This window comes from Polaromonas sp. AET17H-212, assembly GCF_002379085.1.
Taxonomy (GTDB): Bacteria; Pseudomonadota; Gammaproteobacteria; order Burkholderiales; family Burkholderiaceae_C; genus Polaromonas.
This window is the reverse complement of the sequence record NZ_NBZW01000027.1, coordinates 11,538-26,865: the sequence shown is the minus strand read 5'-3', so window position 1 is coordinate 26,865 and position 15,328 is coordinate 11,538. Positions and strand designations below refer to the sequence as shown.

Below are 15,328 nucleotides of genomic sequence, written 5' to 3'. Positions count from 1 at the left end.
TTTGGACATGTCAGCCTCACATCCTAAACACGCCGAAGTGCGTGTCGCGCTGCGGCACACGGCCCGCCAGCTCCAGCAGCAAGGCCATGGTGTCGCGTGTTTCCAGAGGGTCGATGACCATGTCGCACCACAGGTTGGAGGCGTAGTTGTAGGGACTGGAAAAGCTCTCGAACTGCTCGCGTATCGGTTGCTTGAATTGCTCGCGTTCTTCGTCGCTCCAGCTTGTGCCCTCGCGCCGGTGGATGTTCTCGCGCACCATGGTCAGCGTGGTGGCCGCCTGCTCGGGGCCCATCAGCGCGGCACGGCCGGTGGGCCACATCATCATCACATTCGGCTTGAACGGGCGTCCGCACATGGCCAGGTAGGCCGCCGCGTACGAGCCGCCGGTGATCAGCGTGTAGCGCGGCACGTTGGCCGAGGCCATGGCCGTCATGAACTTGGCACCGTGCTTGGCAATGCCCTGCTGCTCGACCGCTTTACCGACCATGAAGCCCGACACATCGGCGATGAACAGCAGCGGAATGTCGCGCTGGCAGCACAACTCGATGAAGTGCGCGCCCTTGAGCGCGCTCTCGGAGAAGATCACGCCGTTGTTTGCCAGAATACCAATCTGGAAGCCCTTGATGCGGGCAAAGCCGCAGATCATGGTGTCGCCATACAGCGGCTTGAACTCCTGCAGGTCACTGTCGTCGATCAGCCGCAGCAGCACTTCACGGTTGTCGGTCGGATGCCGGTTGTCGGCGCTGACAATGCCGTAGATCTCGCGCGGGTCATGGCGCGGCGGCAGCGGCGCAGCCACATCCCAGCGCTGCCGGGCCACGGTGCCGAGGTTGGCCACGATGCCGCGCACGATGGCGATGGCATGGCCGTCGTTCTCGGCCAGATGGTCAGTGACGCCGCTGATGCGGCTGTGCATATCGCCGCCGCCCAGGGTTTCAATGTCAACCTCTTCCTTGGTGGCGGCATACACCAGTTCGGGCCCGGCAAGGAACATCGCGCCTTGATTGCGCACGATCACCGCCTCGTCGCACAACGCCGGCAGATAGGCGCCGCCGGCGGTGGACGGCCCGTGCACGGTCGCGATCTGGGTGATGCCCTCGGCCGACATGCGGATCTGGTTGTAAAAGATTGAGCCGAATTGCCCGTCGTCGGGGAAAATATGCGCCTGCTCCGGCAGGTTGGCGCCGCCCGACTGGACCATCGTGATGCACGGCAGCCGGTGCTGCCAGGCGAACATCTGGGCCCGCACATGCTTTTTGGCAGTGATGCCGTAGTAGGTGCCGCCCTTGACCGTGGCATCGTGGATCATCAGCATGCAGGCGCGCCCGCACACCAGCCCCACGCCGGTGATGATGCTGCCACCCGGTGGCACGCCCTCGTACAGGCCGTCGCCGGCAAGCTGCCCGAACTCGAGGAAGGGCGATCCGGGGTCGAGCACGGCGGCCAGACGCTCGCGCGGCAGCAACTGCTTGCGCTTCTTGTGCAGCAAGCGCGCCTTTTCGGGGCCGCCGATCAGGGCACGTGCGCGGCGTTCATGCAGATCGACAATGCGCGCCTCGTAGGCTTCACGGTTGCGCTGGAACTCGGGCGAGTTCGGCGCGGCGGTAGATGTCATCAAGCTCATCGAAGCTTGCGCTTTAGATCGAGATGCCGCCGCCGCAGATCAGCGTCTGGCCGCTGACGTAGTTCGATTCGGGAATGCACAGCAGGTAGACCGATCCGGCCGCCTCCTCGGGCGTGCCACCGCGACCCAGCGGAATGGTGCGCTCCATCATTTCCAGCAGATCGGGGTTGACGCCGACCTTGATCTTGCGGCCTTCGACATCAATCGATGCGTTGCCGCCGGCCGAAGCTTCGGTCAGCCGCGTCTTGATCATGCCAAAAGCGACGGCGTTGACGTTGACCTTGTAGCGCCCCCACTCCTTGGACAGCGCCTTGGTCAGGCCGATGATGCCGGCCTTGCCCGCCGAGTAATTGGCCTGGCCCGCGTTACCGCCGGTGCCGGCGATGGATGAGATGTTGACCACCTTGCGGAACACCTCCTGCCCGGCTTCGGCTTCCTTGCGCGAGGTGACGCGGATGAACTCCGCGGCGGCGCGCAAAATCTTGAACGGCGCGGTCAGATGCACATCAATAATGGCGTTCCACTGCTCGTCGGTCATCTTCTGAACCACGTTGTCCCAGGTGTAGCCGGCGTTGTTGATGATGATGTCCAGGCCGCCGAAGCTGTCAATCGCGGTCTTGACGAAGCGATCAGCGAAACCGTCGGCGGTGACGCTGCCCACGCAGGCCACGGCAATGCCGCCGGCCTTCTTGATGTCGGCCACGGTCTGCTCTGCCGGGGCTGCGTCGAGGTCGTTGACGACCACTTTGGCGCCTTCGCTGGCCAGCTTCATGGCGATCGCGCGGCCAATGCCGCGGCCCGAACCTGAAACGATGGCCACTTTGCCTTCGAGTTTTTTCATGATGTGTGTCCTTGCTTGTGATTAAAAGGAAAGAAATAAAAAGTCGGGCCGCCAGACGGCAGTCTCAGTTCAAGGCAACCAAAGCCTCGCCGGCCAGCGTGATTTCGCCTGTCGCCTTCGTCGCGCTGATTTGAACGCGCACGCAAGGTCGGCCTGCATGCTCGAGCTTTTCAACCACCTTGCCACTGCAGCGCACGCGGTCGCCGAGATGGGTCAGGGCCGCGAAGCGCACGCCATAGCTGAGGATCTGGCGCTGCGGCACCCATTCGGTGAGCGCGCGCCCGAGGTAGGCCATCGACAACATGCCGTGCGCGAACACATCCTTCATCCCCGCGCCGTGGGCGAAGTCGATGTCGATGTGGATCGGGTTGTGGTCGCCCGACGCACCGGCGAACAGGGCCAGGGTGGTGCGGCTGATCGGCGGCAGTTCCAGCACGGGCATGTCGTCACCGACATCAATGATTTTTACTTGAACGTTCATGAATATTCCTTCAGGCGTGGCGCACGACGATCACCGAGTGCAGGTCGGAGACATGCTCGCCGAGCTGATTGGTGACCTTCGTGTCGTTGACGACAAACTCGAGCGCGCCGCCCTTCTTGTCGTAAATGTCGGAGATCCGGGTCTGAAAGCGCAGCGTGTCGCCAGCGCACACCGGAGCGTGGTAGTCGAAACGCTGCTCGCCGTGCAAGACCTTGCGCAGGTCGATCTTGAGCGTGTCGAGCAACTTCATCAACACCCCCGAATCGCTCTCGGCGCCAAAGATGAAGGTCGGCGGCGCCACGACGTTGCGGTAGCCAGCGGCCTTGGCGGCGGTCGCGTCGAGGTGGATCGGATCGGTGGCACCGATCACCTCGGCGAAAAAGCGGATGCGCCCCTTCTCCACATCCCACAGCGTAGGCGGCACCTCGTAACCGATGAATTTCTTGTCAATCATGGGACTCCAGCTCCTGGTTTTCTGCGCCTGTGCTCATGCGGCCTGGTAAAGCGTGACGACGCAAGCGCCGCCCAGCCCGAGGTTGTGCTGCAAGGCCACACGGGCGCCCTTGACCTGGCGTTTGTCCGCCGTGCCGCGCAGTTGATGGGTCAGCTCGTAACATTGCGCCAGGCCGGTGGCACCCAGCGGATGGCCCTTAGACAGGAGGCCGCCAGACGGATTGGTCACGACCTTGCCGCCGTAGGTGTTGTCACCGTCCAGCACGAACTTCTCGGCACCGCCCTCCGGACACAGGCCCAGCGCCTCGTAGGTGATCAGTTCGTTCTGCGCGAAGCAATCGTGCAGCTCGACCACGTTCACGTCCTGCGGACCGATACCGGCCTGCTTGTACACCTGCTGCGCCGCCTCGCGCGCCATGTCGAAGCCGACCACGCGCATCATGTCTTTGGATTCGAAAGTGCTGGGGAAATCGGTCGTCATCGCCTGGGCAGCAATCGAAACGCGCGTATCGAGCCCGTGCTTTTTGGCGAAGGCTTCGGAGCAGATCACCGCAGCAGCGGCGCCGCAGGTCGGCGGACAAGCCATCAGGCGGGTCATCACACCCTCCCACAGCACGGGTGCGTTCATCACGTCATCAACCGAGACCTCCTTGCGGAACAGCGCCAGCGGGTTGTTCACCGCATGGCGGCTGGCCTTGGCGCGAATGCTAGCAAAGGTCTCCAGTTTGGTGCCGTACTTGTCCATGTGCGCCTTGCCGGCACCGCCGAAGTAGCGGATGGCCAGCGGGATTTCCGGGTGACCGACGATGTCGGCGGCGGCCCGGTCGAATTCCTCGAAGGGCGTCGGCCTGTCCTCGAACTGGGCCTTGATGGCACCGGCGGCCATCTGCTCGAAGCCCAGGGCCAGCACGCACTCGGCGGCACCGCTTTCGACCGCCTGGCGCGCCAGAAACAGCGCCGTCGAACCGGTGGAGCAGTTGTTGTTGACGTTGACGATTGGTATGCCGCTCATGCCCACCGGGTAGAGCGCCCGCTGGCCGCAGGTGGAATCGCCATACACATAGCCAACATAGGCTTGCTGGATCATGGGGTACTCGAGGCGCGCATCGGCCAGGGCTTGGCGCACGGCCTTCTCTCCCATCACGTGATAGGGCTCACTGGCGCCCGGTTTGGTGAACGGAACCATGCCCACACCGGCAACGATGACTTTACGACTCATAACTCTAACTCCTCAGGTTGAAGCGTCGTCTGACGCTGATGAATGGTCGCGCCGCGAGCGGCATGACCTGATAGGTGTCACGGGTGAATGCGGCACAACTGTCCTGTTCCGATCATGTGGCTACCCATTGGCGCTCGATCTCATGACGCTGTATCTTGCCCGTGCTGCTGCGCGGGAACGCGGCGGCATCGACAAACCGAATGTCCTTGGGAACCTTGTAGCCGGCCAGCTGCGCGCGGCACCACTGCATCAGAGCCTGCGCGTCTGCGGCGGCTCCGGGCTTGAGCGCGACGAAGGCCAAGGGCACTTCTCCCCAGTGCGCGTCACTTCGTCGTACCACGGCGGCGTCGAGCACCGTCTCATGCGCGAGCAGTACGCGCTCGATCTCCGCAGGATAGATGTTCTCGCCCCCCGACTTGATCAGGTACTTCGCACGGTCGACGAAATTTAGCGAGCCGTCAGCCTGCCGAACGAACAGGTCGCCCATGTGGAACCAGCCGCCGCGAAAGTCGATCGCATTGACCTCGGGAGCATCCCAGTAGCCCGAGAACAGCGTCGGTCCACGGATCGCCAGTTCACCAGGCACGCCGACAGGCACGTCGCGGTCATCGGCATCGACGAGGCGGATGCGGCAAAAACCCGACTCGCGCTTAGCCAGACTTTCGGGCACGACGCCTTGCGCCAGCAGAACTCCGGAAGCCGGCGCCAAGCCCGTCTCCGTCGCGCCGAAGCTGTTAAGGTAGGGAGCGCCAATCAGGCGCGTGAGTTCGGCGATCTGCTGCAGCGGTACCAGATCGGCCATCGCACCGACCATGCGAACACTGCGGATGCGCGGCCGGTTGCGCTTCAGACCATCGATTAGCGGCTCTATCATGCCTGGCATCGCCACCAGCCAGCTGATCGGTTCGCGCTCAAGTACCGCGCACAGACCGTCAGCATCGAACCCGTCGTGAATCACCACCTTGCCACCCAACATCAGGGTAGCGAGGCTAAAGTCGGTGGCTGCCATGTGGAACAGCGGCGACCAAGCCAGAAAGTTGCGGTCGGCACCAATGCCGAATTCAGCGGAAAAACACATCGCGCGCGCAACCATCGCGCGGTGGCTGATCACCGCCCCCTTGGGAACGCCGGTGGTGCCGCTCGTGTAGAGAATAACCAGACCCTGTGCGGGATCGACATCGATCTGCGGGTCGCTCTCAGGCGCCGTAGCCAACAATTCCTCGTAGCGCGCGTCGATGTCGATCACTTGGGGCACGCCATGATCGATGCGCGCGAGCATCGGCGCATGGCGCGCCGACACAAGCACAACGCGCGGCGAAACCAGGCGCACGCAATGCGTCATTTCAGCATCGGCCAGGCGCCAGTTCAGGCAGGCCACGATGGCGCCCAGCTTGGCAGCTGCCAACTGGGTTTCGAGGTATTCGCGGCGATTCTCCGACAGCAGTGCCACACGGTCACCCATCGCAACGCCATGCTGAACCAGTACATGGGCCAATCGATTCACGCGCTGATCAAGCGCTTGGTAGCTCAGCGCACCCCGTTCATCCTCGACAGCCATCGATTCGGCACGGACGGCCACCTGCTTGCGTAACAGGTCGGCCACCGTCAATGAATATGCACCGATTCCGTCTCCCATGTACACCGCCTCCCGTTCTGGCACTCCGAGTGAGTGTCAGCGACGTATCCTACCAAACGCTTGACAGTTTTACAATACCCCATTAAATTCGCATCAACCCAAAGGAGGTCTCGTCCGCGCAGGCTCGCTCTGGTGCGCGCCGTGGCTCATTGACCCACAACCCAAACACTGATTGGCATCCCAACATGGCCGCCCCTCGCAGTTTTGCTCTCTCCGCCGACGACCGCGCCGTGCTCGAAGCCGCCGACAAGTTCGCGCGCAAGGAATTCGTGCCACTCGCGCGCCGCATGGACGACGAGGAATGGTGGCCGCCGGATATTTTCCAAAAAATCGGCACGGCCGGCTTCATGGGGGCCACCGTGCCTGCCGAGCATGGTGGCGCGGGCATGGACCTGTTCAGCTCGGGCCTGATCTGCCAGGCCTTTGCGCGCTGGAACCCCGCCATCGCCTTGTCCTGGGCGGCGCACGATAACCTGTGCGTCAACAACATCTTCCGCAACGCCAACGAGGCGCAGCGCCGCCAGTACCTGCCCGGCCTGTGCAACGGCACAAAAATCGGCGCGCTCGGCCTGACCGAACCCGGCGCCGGCTCCGACGCCCTGGGCGCCATGCGCACCAGCGCGCGCCGCGAGGGCGACCACTACATCCTCAACGGCACCAAGATCTACATCACCAACGGCCCGGTCGCCGACGTGCTGCTGGTTTACGCCAAGACCGCGCCGGAGTTGGGTGCCAAGGGCATCTCGGCCTTCATCGTCGAGAAGGATTTTCCCGGCTTCAAAGTGGCCCAAAAACTGATCAAGATGGGCTTTCGCGGCAGCCAGACCGGCGAGCTGGTGTTCGACGACTGCCGCGTGCCGGTGGCCAACCTGGTGGGCAAGGAAAACGAAGGCGTCAAGATCGTCATGAGCGGGCTTGATCTGGAACGCGCCCTGGTGGCCGGCTTGTGCGTGGGCATCTGCGAACGTGCGCTCGAATTGAGCGTCGAGTACGCCAGGACGCGCGTGCAGTTCGGCAAGCCGATTGGCAGCTTCCAGATGGTGCAGGCCATGCTGGCCGAGATGTACACCGAGATCGAGGCCATGAAGACCCTGGTCTGGCGCACGCTGGCCGAGGTCAATGACCTGGAAATAGGCGGCGGTGGCCGCGGCGATGCCCACAAGCTGACCGCCGCCTCCATCCTGTATGCGGGCGAGGCCTGCAACCGCGTGCTCAACAAGGCGGTGCAAGTGCACGGTGGCAGCGGCTACATCTGGGAGTCCGAGATCAACCGCCTGTTCCGCTGCATCAAGATCCTGGAGATCGGCGCGGGTACGTCGGAGGTGCGCAAGATGATCATCGCCGAAGAGTTGCTGCGCGGCTGATGCCCGGGATACATGACGATGCAGCCCTTCTCAGCCATTCACTTCGATCAGCGCGGCGCCGTGGCGTGGATCACGCTGAACCGGCCCGATGCGATGAATGCCCTGTCGGAGACGATGTGCGCCGAATTGCGCGATGCGACCGAGCGTTGCGAGCGTGACCCGGCCATCCGGGTCATCGTGCTGACCGGCGCTGGCCGCGCCTTCTGTGCCGGCGCCGACCTCAAGGGCGTGTTCGAGAGCAGCACTGGCGAACCCGGCCCAAGCGACCCGATGGGCGAGTTTCTCGATCTCGTCGGCGGCATGATGGATAGTCTGCGCGCGTGTCCCAAGCCCACCATTGCGGCGCTGAACGGACTGACGATGGCCGGCGGGCTGGAGCTGGCCATGGCCTGCGACCTGATCATCGCCGCCGACAGCGCCCGCATCGGCGACGCGCATGCCAATTTCGGCGTGTTTCCGGGCGCTGGCGGCGCGGCGATCCTGCCACGGCGCATCGGTGCCACCGCCGCCAAATACCTGCTGTTCACCGGCGACACCCTGCCCGCACGCGAACTGGTTCCGCTGGGCCTGGTGAACCGCGTGGTGCCCGATGCCGAGCTGGTGTCCGAGGTCGAAAAACTCGCCTTGCGCATCGCCAGCAAGAGCCCGCTGGTGCTGCGCCGCATGAAACAGGCCGTGGCGGACGGTCTTGAGCAGCCACAGGCTTCGGCACTGCGGCTGGAGCGGCTGGTGCTCGACGCGCACCGCCATTCGCACGACATACAAGAGGGCCTCGCGGCTTTCGTCGGCAAGCGTACGCCCGATTTCAAGGGCTACTGATTTCACCCCACTCCTTCTGAATGGACGCATTACCATGACCAGCCCGCAAGCCGCCGTTTACATTGCCGGCGTCGGCATGACGCCGACCGGCAAGTTTCTTGACCGCGATATCAAGCAACTGACCGCCGCTGCCGTGAACGCCGCCCTGGCCGATGCCGGACTGTCCGTCAGCGACATCCAGTCGGCGTATTTCTCCAACGCCACCCAGGGCGCGCTCGAAGGCCAGACCATGATCCGCGGCCAGATTGCGTTGCGCACGATGGGCTTCGAATTCATCCCGATCTTCAACATCGAAAACGCCTGCGCCAGTGCCAGCTCGGCCTTCAACTTGGCGGTGCAGTACGTGCGCTCGGGGGCAGGCGAGATCGCGCTGGCCATTGGTGCCGAGAAAATGTTTTGCGCCGACAAAGCCAAAATGTTCAGCGTCTTCGATGGTGCCTGGGACGTGGCCATGGTCGAGGAGAACAAGCGTAGACTGCTGCAAATGGGGCACGGTATCGAGCCGCCCGATGGCTCCACGTCGAAAGCGCCCTACAGCCTGTTCATGGACATCTACGCCGCCTTTGGTCGCTTTCACATGCGCGAGTTCGGCACCACGCAGCGACAAATTGCCGCCGTTTCGGCCAAGAACCACGGCCATTCGGTGCACAACCCGCTGGCGCAATACCGCAATGCCTACACCATCGAAGAGGTACTGGCCGCGCCACCGATCACCTATCCTCTGACGCTACCCATGTGCGCGCCCATCAGCGATGGCGCAGCCGCAGCCATTGTCTGCTCGGAGGCGGCGCTGGCCCGTCTGACCGACCGTCGGCGCGCCATCAAAGTGCTCGCCTCGGTGGTGACCACCGGCACCAACCGCCGACCGGAAGACGTGGCCCAGCACATCACCGTCAAGGCGTCCAGACGCGCCTACGAACTCGCCGGCATCGGCCCGCAGGACATCTCGCTGGCCGAGGTGCACGATGCCACCGCCATCGGCGAAATCGTGCAGAGCGAGAACCTTGGTTTCTGCAATTTCGGCGAAGGTGGGCGACTTGCAGAAAGTGGCGGTACGAGCATTGGCGGCCGTATTCCCATCAATACCTCGGGCGGACTGGAATCCAAAGGGCACCCGATCGGCGCCACCGGACTGGGCCAGTTGCACGAACTGGTCACGCAACTGCGTGGAGAAGCGGGAGCCCGCCAGGTTCAGCGCGCACGACTCGCCATCGCCGAGAACGGTGGCGGGCTGTTCGGCCTGGAGGAAGCAGTGGCCGCGATCACCATCCTCGGTCGTTGAAGGGAAAAAGATGAATTTGCATGACAAGGTGGCCATCGTCACAGGTGGTGCTTCAGGCTTGGGGCGCGCGGTGGCTGATGCGCTCGCCGCAGGCGGCGCACGGGTGTCATTGTTCGACCGCGACAGCGAGCGTGGTGTGCAGGCAATCACCGAGCTGGGTTCTGCCGCCATGTTCGAGCAGGTAGATGTCACCAGCGAGTCACAGGTGCAGGCGGGCATCGACGCAACCTTGGCCCGCTTTGGTGCCATTCACATTTGCATCAACTGCGCTGGCGTACCCGACGCAGCCAAGACCGTTTCCGACGGAAAACCCTTTCCCCTGGCACTGTGGGACAAGGTGATTGCCGTCAACCTGACCGGCACGTTCAACGTGCTGCGCCTGGCCGCCGTGGCGATGGCGCGCAATGAGCCTGAGGGCGATGAGCGCGGCGTCATCATCAACCTGTCGTCCGGTGCCGCACAGGACGGCCAGATGGGACAGGCGGCCTACGCCGCCAGCAAGGCCGGGGTGATCGGCCTCACGCTGCCGGTGGCACGCGACCTGGCCGATCTGGGCATCCGCTGCGTGGCGGTTGCACCGGGCTTGTTCGAAACGCCGATGGTCGCGGGCCTGCCAAAGAAAGTCGCGCAGGCCATCGTTGACAGGATGATTCTGTTCCCGCGCCGCATGGGTCAAGCCAGCGAGCTGGCCCACCTGGTGCGATCCATCGTCGAGAACCCCTATATCAACGCTACCTGTTTGCACATTGATGCCGGCGCACGCATGAGCGCGCGCTGAACGAGACCGACAACACACCGAGACCAACACCATGAATTTCCTCCCCACCGAAGAACAGCGCATGGCCGTGGAAGGCTTCACTCGCTTCCTAGAAACCGAACTGCGCCCGATTGTCGAACGCTACCAGCCCGACAAGCTGATTGAAAAAGAGTTGATGCTCGAGATCTTCCAGAAGATGCTGCCCTACGGCATGGGCGGCAACGGCATCATTGCCGAGGAACATGGCGGCCTGGGCATGCCCTGGCTCACCTATGCACTGATGTATGAGCAGCTCGCGCGCATCTCCGGCGACGTGGCAATCTCGCTGCTGATTCAGCAGCTCGGCGCCTATTCGCTGGAGGTCTGCCCGAACGTAGCCATGCGCGAGAAGTATTTGCCACGCATGGTACGCGCCGAAATTATTGCCTGCAGCGGCATCAGTGAGCCCGGCGTCGGCTCCAACGTGGCCGAGGTGACCTGCCGCGCCAAACGCGACGGCGACCACTACATCGTAACCGGTGAAAAAACCTGGATCTCCAACGGCCACTATTCCGACTTCTGCATGGTCATCGTTCGCACCTCGAGCGAAGGCTCGGGCGCCATCTCGATGATCCTGGTGGATCGCGCCGAACACGGCTACGAAAGCCGCAACATCGACAAGCTGGGGCTCAACAGCACTTCGACCGCACAACTGTTCTTCGACGGCGCGCGTGTACCGGCCGAAAACATGATGATTGAACCCGGCACCGGCCTGAAGAACACCATGGTGCTGTTCGAGAAGGCGCGTCCCATGGTCGGCATGACTTCGATCGGCATCGCCCAGGCCGCACTCGACAAGGCGGTGGCCTACTCGAAGGAACGCCGCCAGCATGGCAAGCCGATTGGCGGTCATCAATTGATCCAGGGCATGCTGGCCGAGGCGGCCACCGAACTCGACGCCGCGCGATTGCTGGTCTACCGCGCCTTCAACCTAATCGACCACGGCGTGCGCAGCGAGGTGCAAAGTGCCATGGCCAAGTGGTACGCGACCGAGATGGCGGTCAACGTGACGTCGAAAGCAGTGCAGATTCACGGCGGCAACGGTATCACCAAGGACTTCGGGGTTGAATTGTTATTCAGAAACGCCCGCATGATGCCGATCCCCGATGGCACCACCGAAATCCAGAAACTCATCATTGGCCGCGCCCTGACAGGCATAAACGCCTTCTCCTGAACCTATGAGCTCCAACTCCTCCATTAGCCAGGACAGCCAGGCTTCGGTACTGCAAGCGCGGGACATCACCTTGCGCTTTGGTGGTGTCACTGCTTTGGCCGATGTTGCCATCGAAGTGCATGACAACGAACTGCTGGCCATCATCGGCCCCAACGGTGCGGGCAAAAGCTCGTTGATGAACGTGCTGAGCGGCTTTTACCAGCCACAACAGGGCTGCGTGCACTACCGCGGTCAAGACATCAAAGGCCGCGCGGTGCACGAGATCGCGCGCGACGGCGTGGTGCGCACTTTTCAGGGCACCCATTTATTCTCCAACATGAGCGTGATCGACAACATCCTGGTGGGCCGCTACAGCCTGATGCGATCGAGCCTGGCGCAGGCATTTCTCTACTTTCCCTGGACCCAGCGTGAAGAGTCTGTGCACCGGGAAGCAGTCGAGGACATCATCGACTTCCTTGAAATTGAAAACATCCGCCACCAGCCGGTGGGCGCGCTCGGCTACGGCCTGCGCAAGCGCGTGGACCTGGGCCGGGCCTTGGCGATGGAACCCAAGGTGCTGCTAATGGATGAACCGATGGCCGGTATGAACACCGAAGAAAAAGAAGACCTGGCCCGCTTCATCATCGACGTGCGCGAGGCCAAGCGCATCCCGGTGGTGCTGGTGGAGCACGACATGGGGGTAGTAATGGATCTGGCTGACCGCGTGGCGGTGCTCGACTTCGGCCGCAAAATCGCCGACGGCACGCCGGCGCAGGTGCAAGCCGATCCGGCCGTGATCCAGGCCTACCTGGGAGCTGCGGCATGAACGCGACCCACCCCACCCCGGTATCCGTACCGACCCTGCCACAGAAGTTGCTCGCCCATGCCCAGGAACATCCGAAGCGGCTGGCGCAACGCGTCAAGCGCAAAGGCGTGTGGCGCTGCTATACATGGGCCGACGTGTTTGATCGCACGCGCAACATTGCGCTTGGCGCGGCGGCGCAGGGCCTGCAGCGCGGCGAAACCGCGATCGTGATCGGCGAGAACGAACCCGAGCATTACTGGGCGCTGTTCGCGGCCCAGTCACTGGGCGCCAAAACCGTGTCGGTCTACCCTGACGCCACCGTCGACGAACTGCATTACCTGTGCGAGGATTCAAAGGCCCGTTTCATCTTCGCGCAGGATCAGGAGCAGGTCGACAAGGCGCTCGCGCTGCTGGAGCGGCTGCCCGACATCCGGGGCATCGCCTACTGGGACAACTCGGGCATGTGGTCGTACCGGCATCCGCTGCTGCAATCTTTCGATGCCTTGACCGCTGAAGGGCGGCGCCAGCACGAGCGGCACCCGCAGCGCTTCGAACGCGAAGTCACCGCCGGCCAGGCGGACGATCTGGCGCTGCTGACCTACACCTCCGGCACCACCAGCAAGCCCAAGGGCGTGATGATCAGTCACCGCTGGTTGATGGACAACGCGTTGCGCATGAGGAGCTCGCTGCCGTTGCAAGCCGGCATGGAATACATGTCCTACACCCCGCTGGCCTGGATCACCGAGCAACTGCTGGGCGTGACCCTCGGACTGACCTTGCCGCTGGTCATCAACTTCCCCGAAGGTCCCGACCAGGTCTTGCCCAACCTGCGCGAACTCGCGCCACACATCGTGCTGTTCGGCCCGCGCCAGTGGGAGAACATCGCCGCCACCATCGAGGCGCGCATGCTCGCCGCGAGCTGGATGGCGCGCGGCATCTACCGCTGGGGCATACGCATCGGCCACGACGTACATGTGGCGCGGCTCGAAGGGCGGACGGCACCTTGGCTGTCGCGCCTGCTGCTGCCGCTGGCCGAAGCGCTGGCCCTGCACCCGGTGCGCGATCAGTTTGGCTTTATTCGCAGCGATGTCGTGGTTTCAGGCGGCACCGCCATGGCACCCGACGTGTTCCGCCTGTTCCACGCCATGGGCGTGCCCTTGCGCAACATCTATGGCTGCTCGGAATTCGGCCTGATTGCCGGCCACCGCGGCGAGCGCTACGACCTCGAAACCGTAGGCCCGCTGCTGGATGTGGACCCGGCCTTCGGCGCGCCGCTGGAATCGCGCATCGAGGACAACGGCGAGCTGCTGCTGCGCGGCGGCACCGGCTTTCTCGGCTACTGGGGCAAGCCCGACAAGACCGCCACCATCCAGCGCGACGGCTGGTACGTCAGCGGTGACGCCGTGCGCAAGACCGGGCGCGGCGAACTCGTGTACCTCGACCGCGTGGAACACCTGGTCAAACTCGCCAGCGGTCACCCGTATCCCCCGCAGTTCATCGAGACGCGGTTGCGCTTCTCGCCCTTCATCAAGGACGTGATGGTGCTGGGCGACGCCACCCGGCCCTGGGTTGGCGCGCTGATCAACATCGACATGGCGGTGACCAGCCGCTGGGCCGAGGAGCGGCGCATCGCGTTCTCCACCTTCACCGACCTGTCGCAGCGGCCCGAGGTGCGGCAACTGGTGCAGGGCGAAATCCGGCGCATCAACCAGTTGCTGCCCGAAAGCTCGCGGGTGGTGCGCTTCGCCAATTTCCCGAAGGAACTCGACCCCGACGAAGGCGAACTCACCCGCACACGCAAGCTGCGCCGGGAATTTCTTGAAGTGCGCTACCGGGCACTGATAGACGGCCTGTATGCGGGCGCCGCCGACATTGCCTGCGACATCGCCGTGACCTACCAGGATGGCCGCCAGGGCGTGTTGCACGCAAACGTGGTGGCCACCGACATTGAAGGAACACACACCCCATGATCATCGAATTCATCAACTACACCATCAACGGCGCGCTGCTCGGCCTGCTGTATTCGCTGGTGGCCATGGGCTTTGTCGTCATCTACCGCGCCAGCAAGGTCTTCAACATGGCGATCGGCGAGATGATCGTGCTGGGCGCCTTCCTGCTGTGGTGGGCGATCCAGTCGCGCGGCATGCATCCGGCGCTGGGCATCGCCGTTGCACTGGGCATTTCGGTGCTGATCGGGCTGGCGATTGAACGCCTGCTATTCAGGCGCCTGATCGGCGAATCGGTATTCTCGATGATCATGGTCACGATCGGGCTGCTGATCCTGATGCGCGGCCTGGTGCTGGTGATCTGGGGTCCGCAGGAGCGCCAGTTCCCCGCCATCTTTCCCCTCACGCCCATCATCCTGGGCGAGATGATCATCCCGCGCTCGCTCGCCTTCGGCGGTGTCATCGCGGTGCTGGCAGCGGTGGCGCTGCACTGGTTCTTCAACCGCAGCCGCACCGGGCTGGCGATGTCGGCGGTGGCCGAGGACCACCAGATCGCGCTGGCCATGGGCATCAGCGTGCGTCGCTCCATCGCCTTCGCCTGGGCGCTGGGCGGCGTGCTGTCGGTTATCACCTCGATGGTCTACCTGAGCGGCAAGTCGCTGACCTTCCTGTCCTCCGAAATCGGCTTCGCCGCCCTGCCGGTGGCGCTGCTGGCCGGGCTCGAATCCATCGGCGGCCTGCTGCTGGCGGGCATCATCGTCGGGGTCGTGCAGGGACTGACCGCCGCCTACATCGACCCGCTGATCGGCGGCAACGCCGCCGCCGTCGTCCCCTATATCTTCATGCTGGTGGTGCTGGTGGTCCGTCCGACCGGCATGTTCGGCTGGAAACGCATTGAAAGAGTCTGAC

At 63.5% G+C, this 15,328-nt stretch carries 14 protein-coding genes; 8 read left to right on the top strand and 6 right to left on the bottom strand.

Annotated elements, in window-relative coordinates; translation table 11 throughout:
* Window positions 1–16: 16 nt before the first annotated feature.
* The 6 genes from B7G53_RS17975 to B7G53_RS17950 all read right to left on the bottom strand — a co-directional run bounded on the left by B7G53_RS17975 (window position 17) and on the right by B7G53_RS17950 (window position 6,254).
* Window positions 17–1,624, bottom strand: a complete 1,608-nt coding sequence (locus B7G53_RS17975; protein ID WP_096670237.1) for an acyl-CoA carboxylase subunit beta — start codon at window positions 1,622–1,624, stop codon at window positions 17–19.
* A gap of 13 nt (window positions 1,625–1,637) precedes the next feature.
* A complete protein-coding gene (locus B7G53_RS17970) occupies window positions 1,638–2,465 on the bottom strand; it encodes an SDR family NAD(P)-dependent oxidoreductase (protein WP_170954822.1) in 828 nt (275 codons plus the stop codon).
* Between the two features lie 64 nt (window positions 2,466–2,529).
* Window positions 2,530–2,946 (bottom strand): MaoC family dehydratase, encoded by a 417-nt coding sequence (locus tag B7G53_RS17965; protein WP_096670233.1) that lies wholly within the window; start codon window positions 2,944–2,946, stop codon window positions 2,530–2,532.
* 10 nt (window positions 2,947–2,956) lie between these two features.
* Entirely contained in the window at window positions 2,957–3,400 is a 444-nt protein-coding gene (locus B7G53_RS17960) for a MaoC family dehydratase N-terminal domain-containing protein (RefSeq protein ID WP_096670231.1), read from the bottom strand.
* 33 nt (window positions 3,401–3,433) lie between these two features.
* Entirely contained in the window at window positions 3,434–4,618 is a 1,185-nt protein-coding gene (locus B7G53_RS17955) for a lipid-transfer protein (RefSeq protein WP_096670229.1), read from the bottom strand.
* 112 nt (window positions 4,619–4,730) lie between these two features.
* On the bottom strand, window positions 4,731–6,254 hold the full coding sequence (locus B7G53_RS17950; protein WP_096670227.1) for a class I adenylate-forming enzyme family protein: 1,524 nt from the start codon (window positions 6,252–6,254) through the stop codon (window positions 4,731–4,733).
* 185 nt (window positions 6,255–6,439) lie between these two features.
* Here B7G53_RS17950 and B7G53_RS17945 point away from each other — a divergent pair, with 185 nt between their 5' ends.
* From B7G53_RS17945 to B7G53_RS17910, 8 genes are read left to right on the top strand one after another with little or no spacing between them, the layout of a single operon-like run.
* A complete protein-coding gene (locus B7G53_RS17945; RefSeq protein ID WP_096670225.1) occupies window positions 6,440–7,618 on the top strand; it encodes an acyl-CoA dehydrogenase family protein in 1,179 nt (392 codons plus the stop codon).
* Between the two features lie 12 nt (window positions 7,619–7,630).
* The gene (locus tag B7G53_RS17940) at window positions 7,631–8,437 is read left to right on the top strand and encodes an enoyl-CoA hydratase/isomerase family protein (protein ID WP_096670223.1); all 807 of its coding nucleotides are present in this window, start codon (window positions 7,631–7,633) and stop codon (window positions 8,435–8,437) included.
* Window positions 8,438–8,471: 34 nt separating this feature from the next.
* The gene (locus tag B7G53_RS17935) at window positions 8,472–9,719 is read left to right on the top strand and encodes a thiolase family protein (protein WP_096670221.1); all 1,248 of its coding nucleotides are present in this window, start codon (window positions 8,472–8,474) and stop codon (window positions 9,717–9,719) included.
* 10 nt (window positions 9,720–9,729) lie between these two features.
* On the top strand, window positions 9,730–10,497 hold the full coding sequence (locus B7G53_RS17930; protein WP_096670219.1) for an SDR family NAD(P)-dependent oxidoreductase: 768 nt from the start codon (window positions 9,730–9,732) through the stop codon (window positions 10,495–10,497).
* A 31-nt stretch (window positions 10,498–10,528) separates the two neighbouring features.
* Window positions 10,529–11,689, top strand: a complete 1,161-nt coding sequence (locus tag B7G53_RS17925; protein WP_096670217.1) for an acyl-CoA dehydrogenase family protein — start codon at window positions 10,529–10,531, stop codon at window positions 11,687–11,689.
* 4 nt (window positions 11,690–11,693) lie between these two features.
* A complete protein-coding gene (locus B7G53_RS17920) occupies window positions 11,694–12,494 on the top strand; it encodes an ABC transporter ATP-binding protein (RefSeq protein ID WP_096670215.1) in 801 nt (266 codons plus the stop codon).
* Window positions 12,491–14,443 carry an AMP-dependent synthetase/ligase gene (locus tag B7G53_RS17915; protein WP_096670213.1) on the top strand — a complete coding sequence of 651 codons (1,953 nt, stop codon included), beginning with the start codon at window positions 12,491–12,493 and terminating at the stop codon, window positions 14,441–14,443. Before B7G53_RS17920 ends, B7G53_RS17915 begins: the two co-directional genes overlap by 4 nt.
* The gene (locus tag B7G53_RS17910) at window positions 14,440–15,327 is read left to right on the top strand and encodes a branched-chain amino acid ABC transporter permease (RefSeq protein WP_176491401.1); all 888 of its coding nucleotides are present in this window, start codon (window positions 14,440–14,442) and stop codon (window positions 15,325–15,327) included. Before B7G53_RS17915 ends, B7G53_RS17910 begins: the two co-directional genes overlap by 4 nt.
* The last annotated feature ends 1 nt before the right edge of the window (window position 15,328 follow it).

Excerpts from the sequence above, each read along its gene's own strand:
- B7G53_RS17910 (WP_176491401.1), top strand. The coding sequence starts at position 14,440 with ATGATCATCGAATTCATCAACTACACCATCAACGGCGCGCTGCTCGGC.
- B7G53_RS17940 (WP_096670223.1), top strand. The coding sequence starts at position 7,631 with ATGACGATGCAGCCCTTCTCAGCCATTCACTTCGATCAGCGCGGCGCC.
- B7G53_RS17925 (WP_096670217.1), top strand. The coding sequence starts at position 10,529 with ATGAATTTCCTCCCCACCGAAGAACAGCGCATGGCCGTGGAAGGCTTC.
- B7G53_RS17970 (WP_170954822.1), bottom strand. The coding sequence starts at position 2,465 with ATGAAAAAACTCGAAGGCAAAGTGGCCATCGTTTCAGGTTCGGGCCGC.
- B7G53_RS17975 (WP_096670237.1), bottom strand. The coding sequence starts at position 1,624 with ATGAGCTTGATGACATCTACCGCCGCGCCGAACTCGCCCGAGTTCCAG.
- B7G53_RS17935 (WP_096670221.1), top strand. The coding sequence starts at position 8,472 with ATGACCAGCCCGCAAGCCGCCGTTTACATTGCCGGCGTCGGCATGACG.
- B7G53_RS17965 (WP_096670233.1), bottom strand. The coding sequence starts at position 2,946 with ATGAACGTTCAAGTAAAAATCATTGATGTCGGTGACGACATGCCCGTG.
- B7G53_RS17945 (WP_096670225.1), top strand. The coding sequence starts at position 6,440 with ATGGCCGCCCCTCGCAGTTTTGCTCTCTCCGCCGACGACCGCGCCGTG.
- B7G53_RS17930 (WP_096670219.1), top strand. The coding sequence starts at position 9,730 with ATGAATTTGCATGACAAGGTGGCCATCGTCACAGGTGGTGCTTCAGGC.
- B7G53_RS17915 (WP_096670213.1), top strand. The coding sequence starts at position 12,491 with ATGAACGCGACCCACCCCACCCCGGTATCCGTACCGACCCTGCCACAG.
- B7G53_RS17960 (WP_096670231.1), bottom strand. The coding sequence starts at position 3,400 with ATGATTGACAAGAAATTCATCGGTTACGAGGTGCCGCCTACGCTGTGG.
- B7G53_RS17955 (WP_096670229.1), bottom strand. The coding sequence starts at position 4,618 with ATGAGTCGTAAAGTCATCGTTGCCGGTGTGGGCATGGTTCCGTTCACC.
- B7G53_RS17950 (WP_096670227.1), bottom strand. The coding sequence starts at position 6,254 with ATGGGAGACGGAATCGGTGCATATTCATTGACGGTGGCCGACCTGTTA.
- B7G53_RS17920 (WP_096670215.1), top strand. The coding sequence starts at position 11,694 with ATGAGCTCCAACTCCTCCATTAGCCAGGACAGCCAGGCTTCGGTACTG.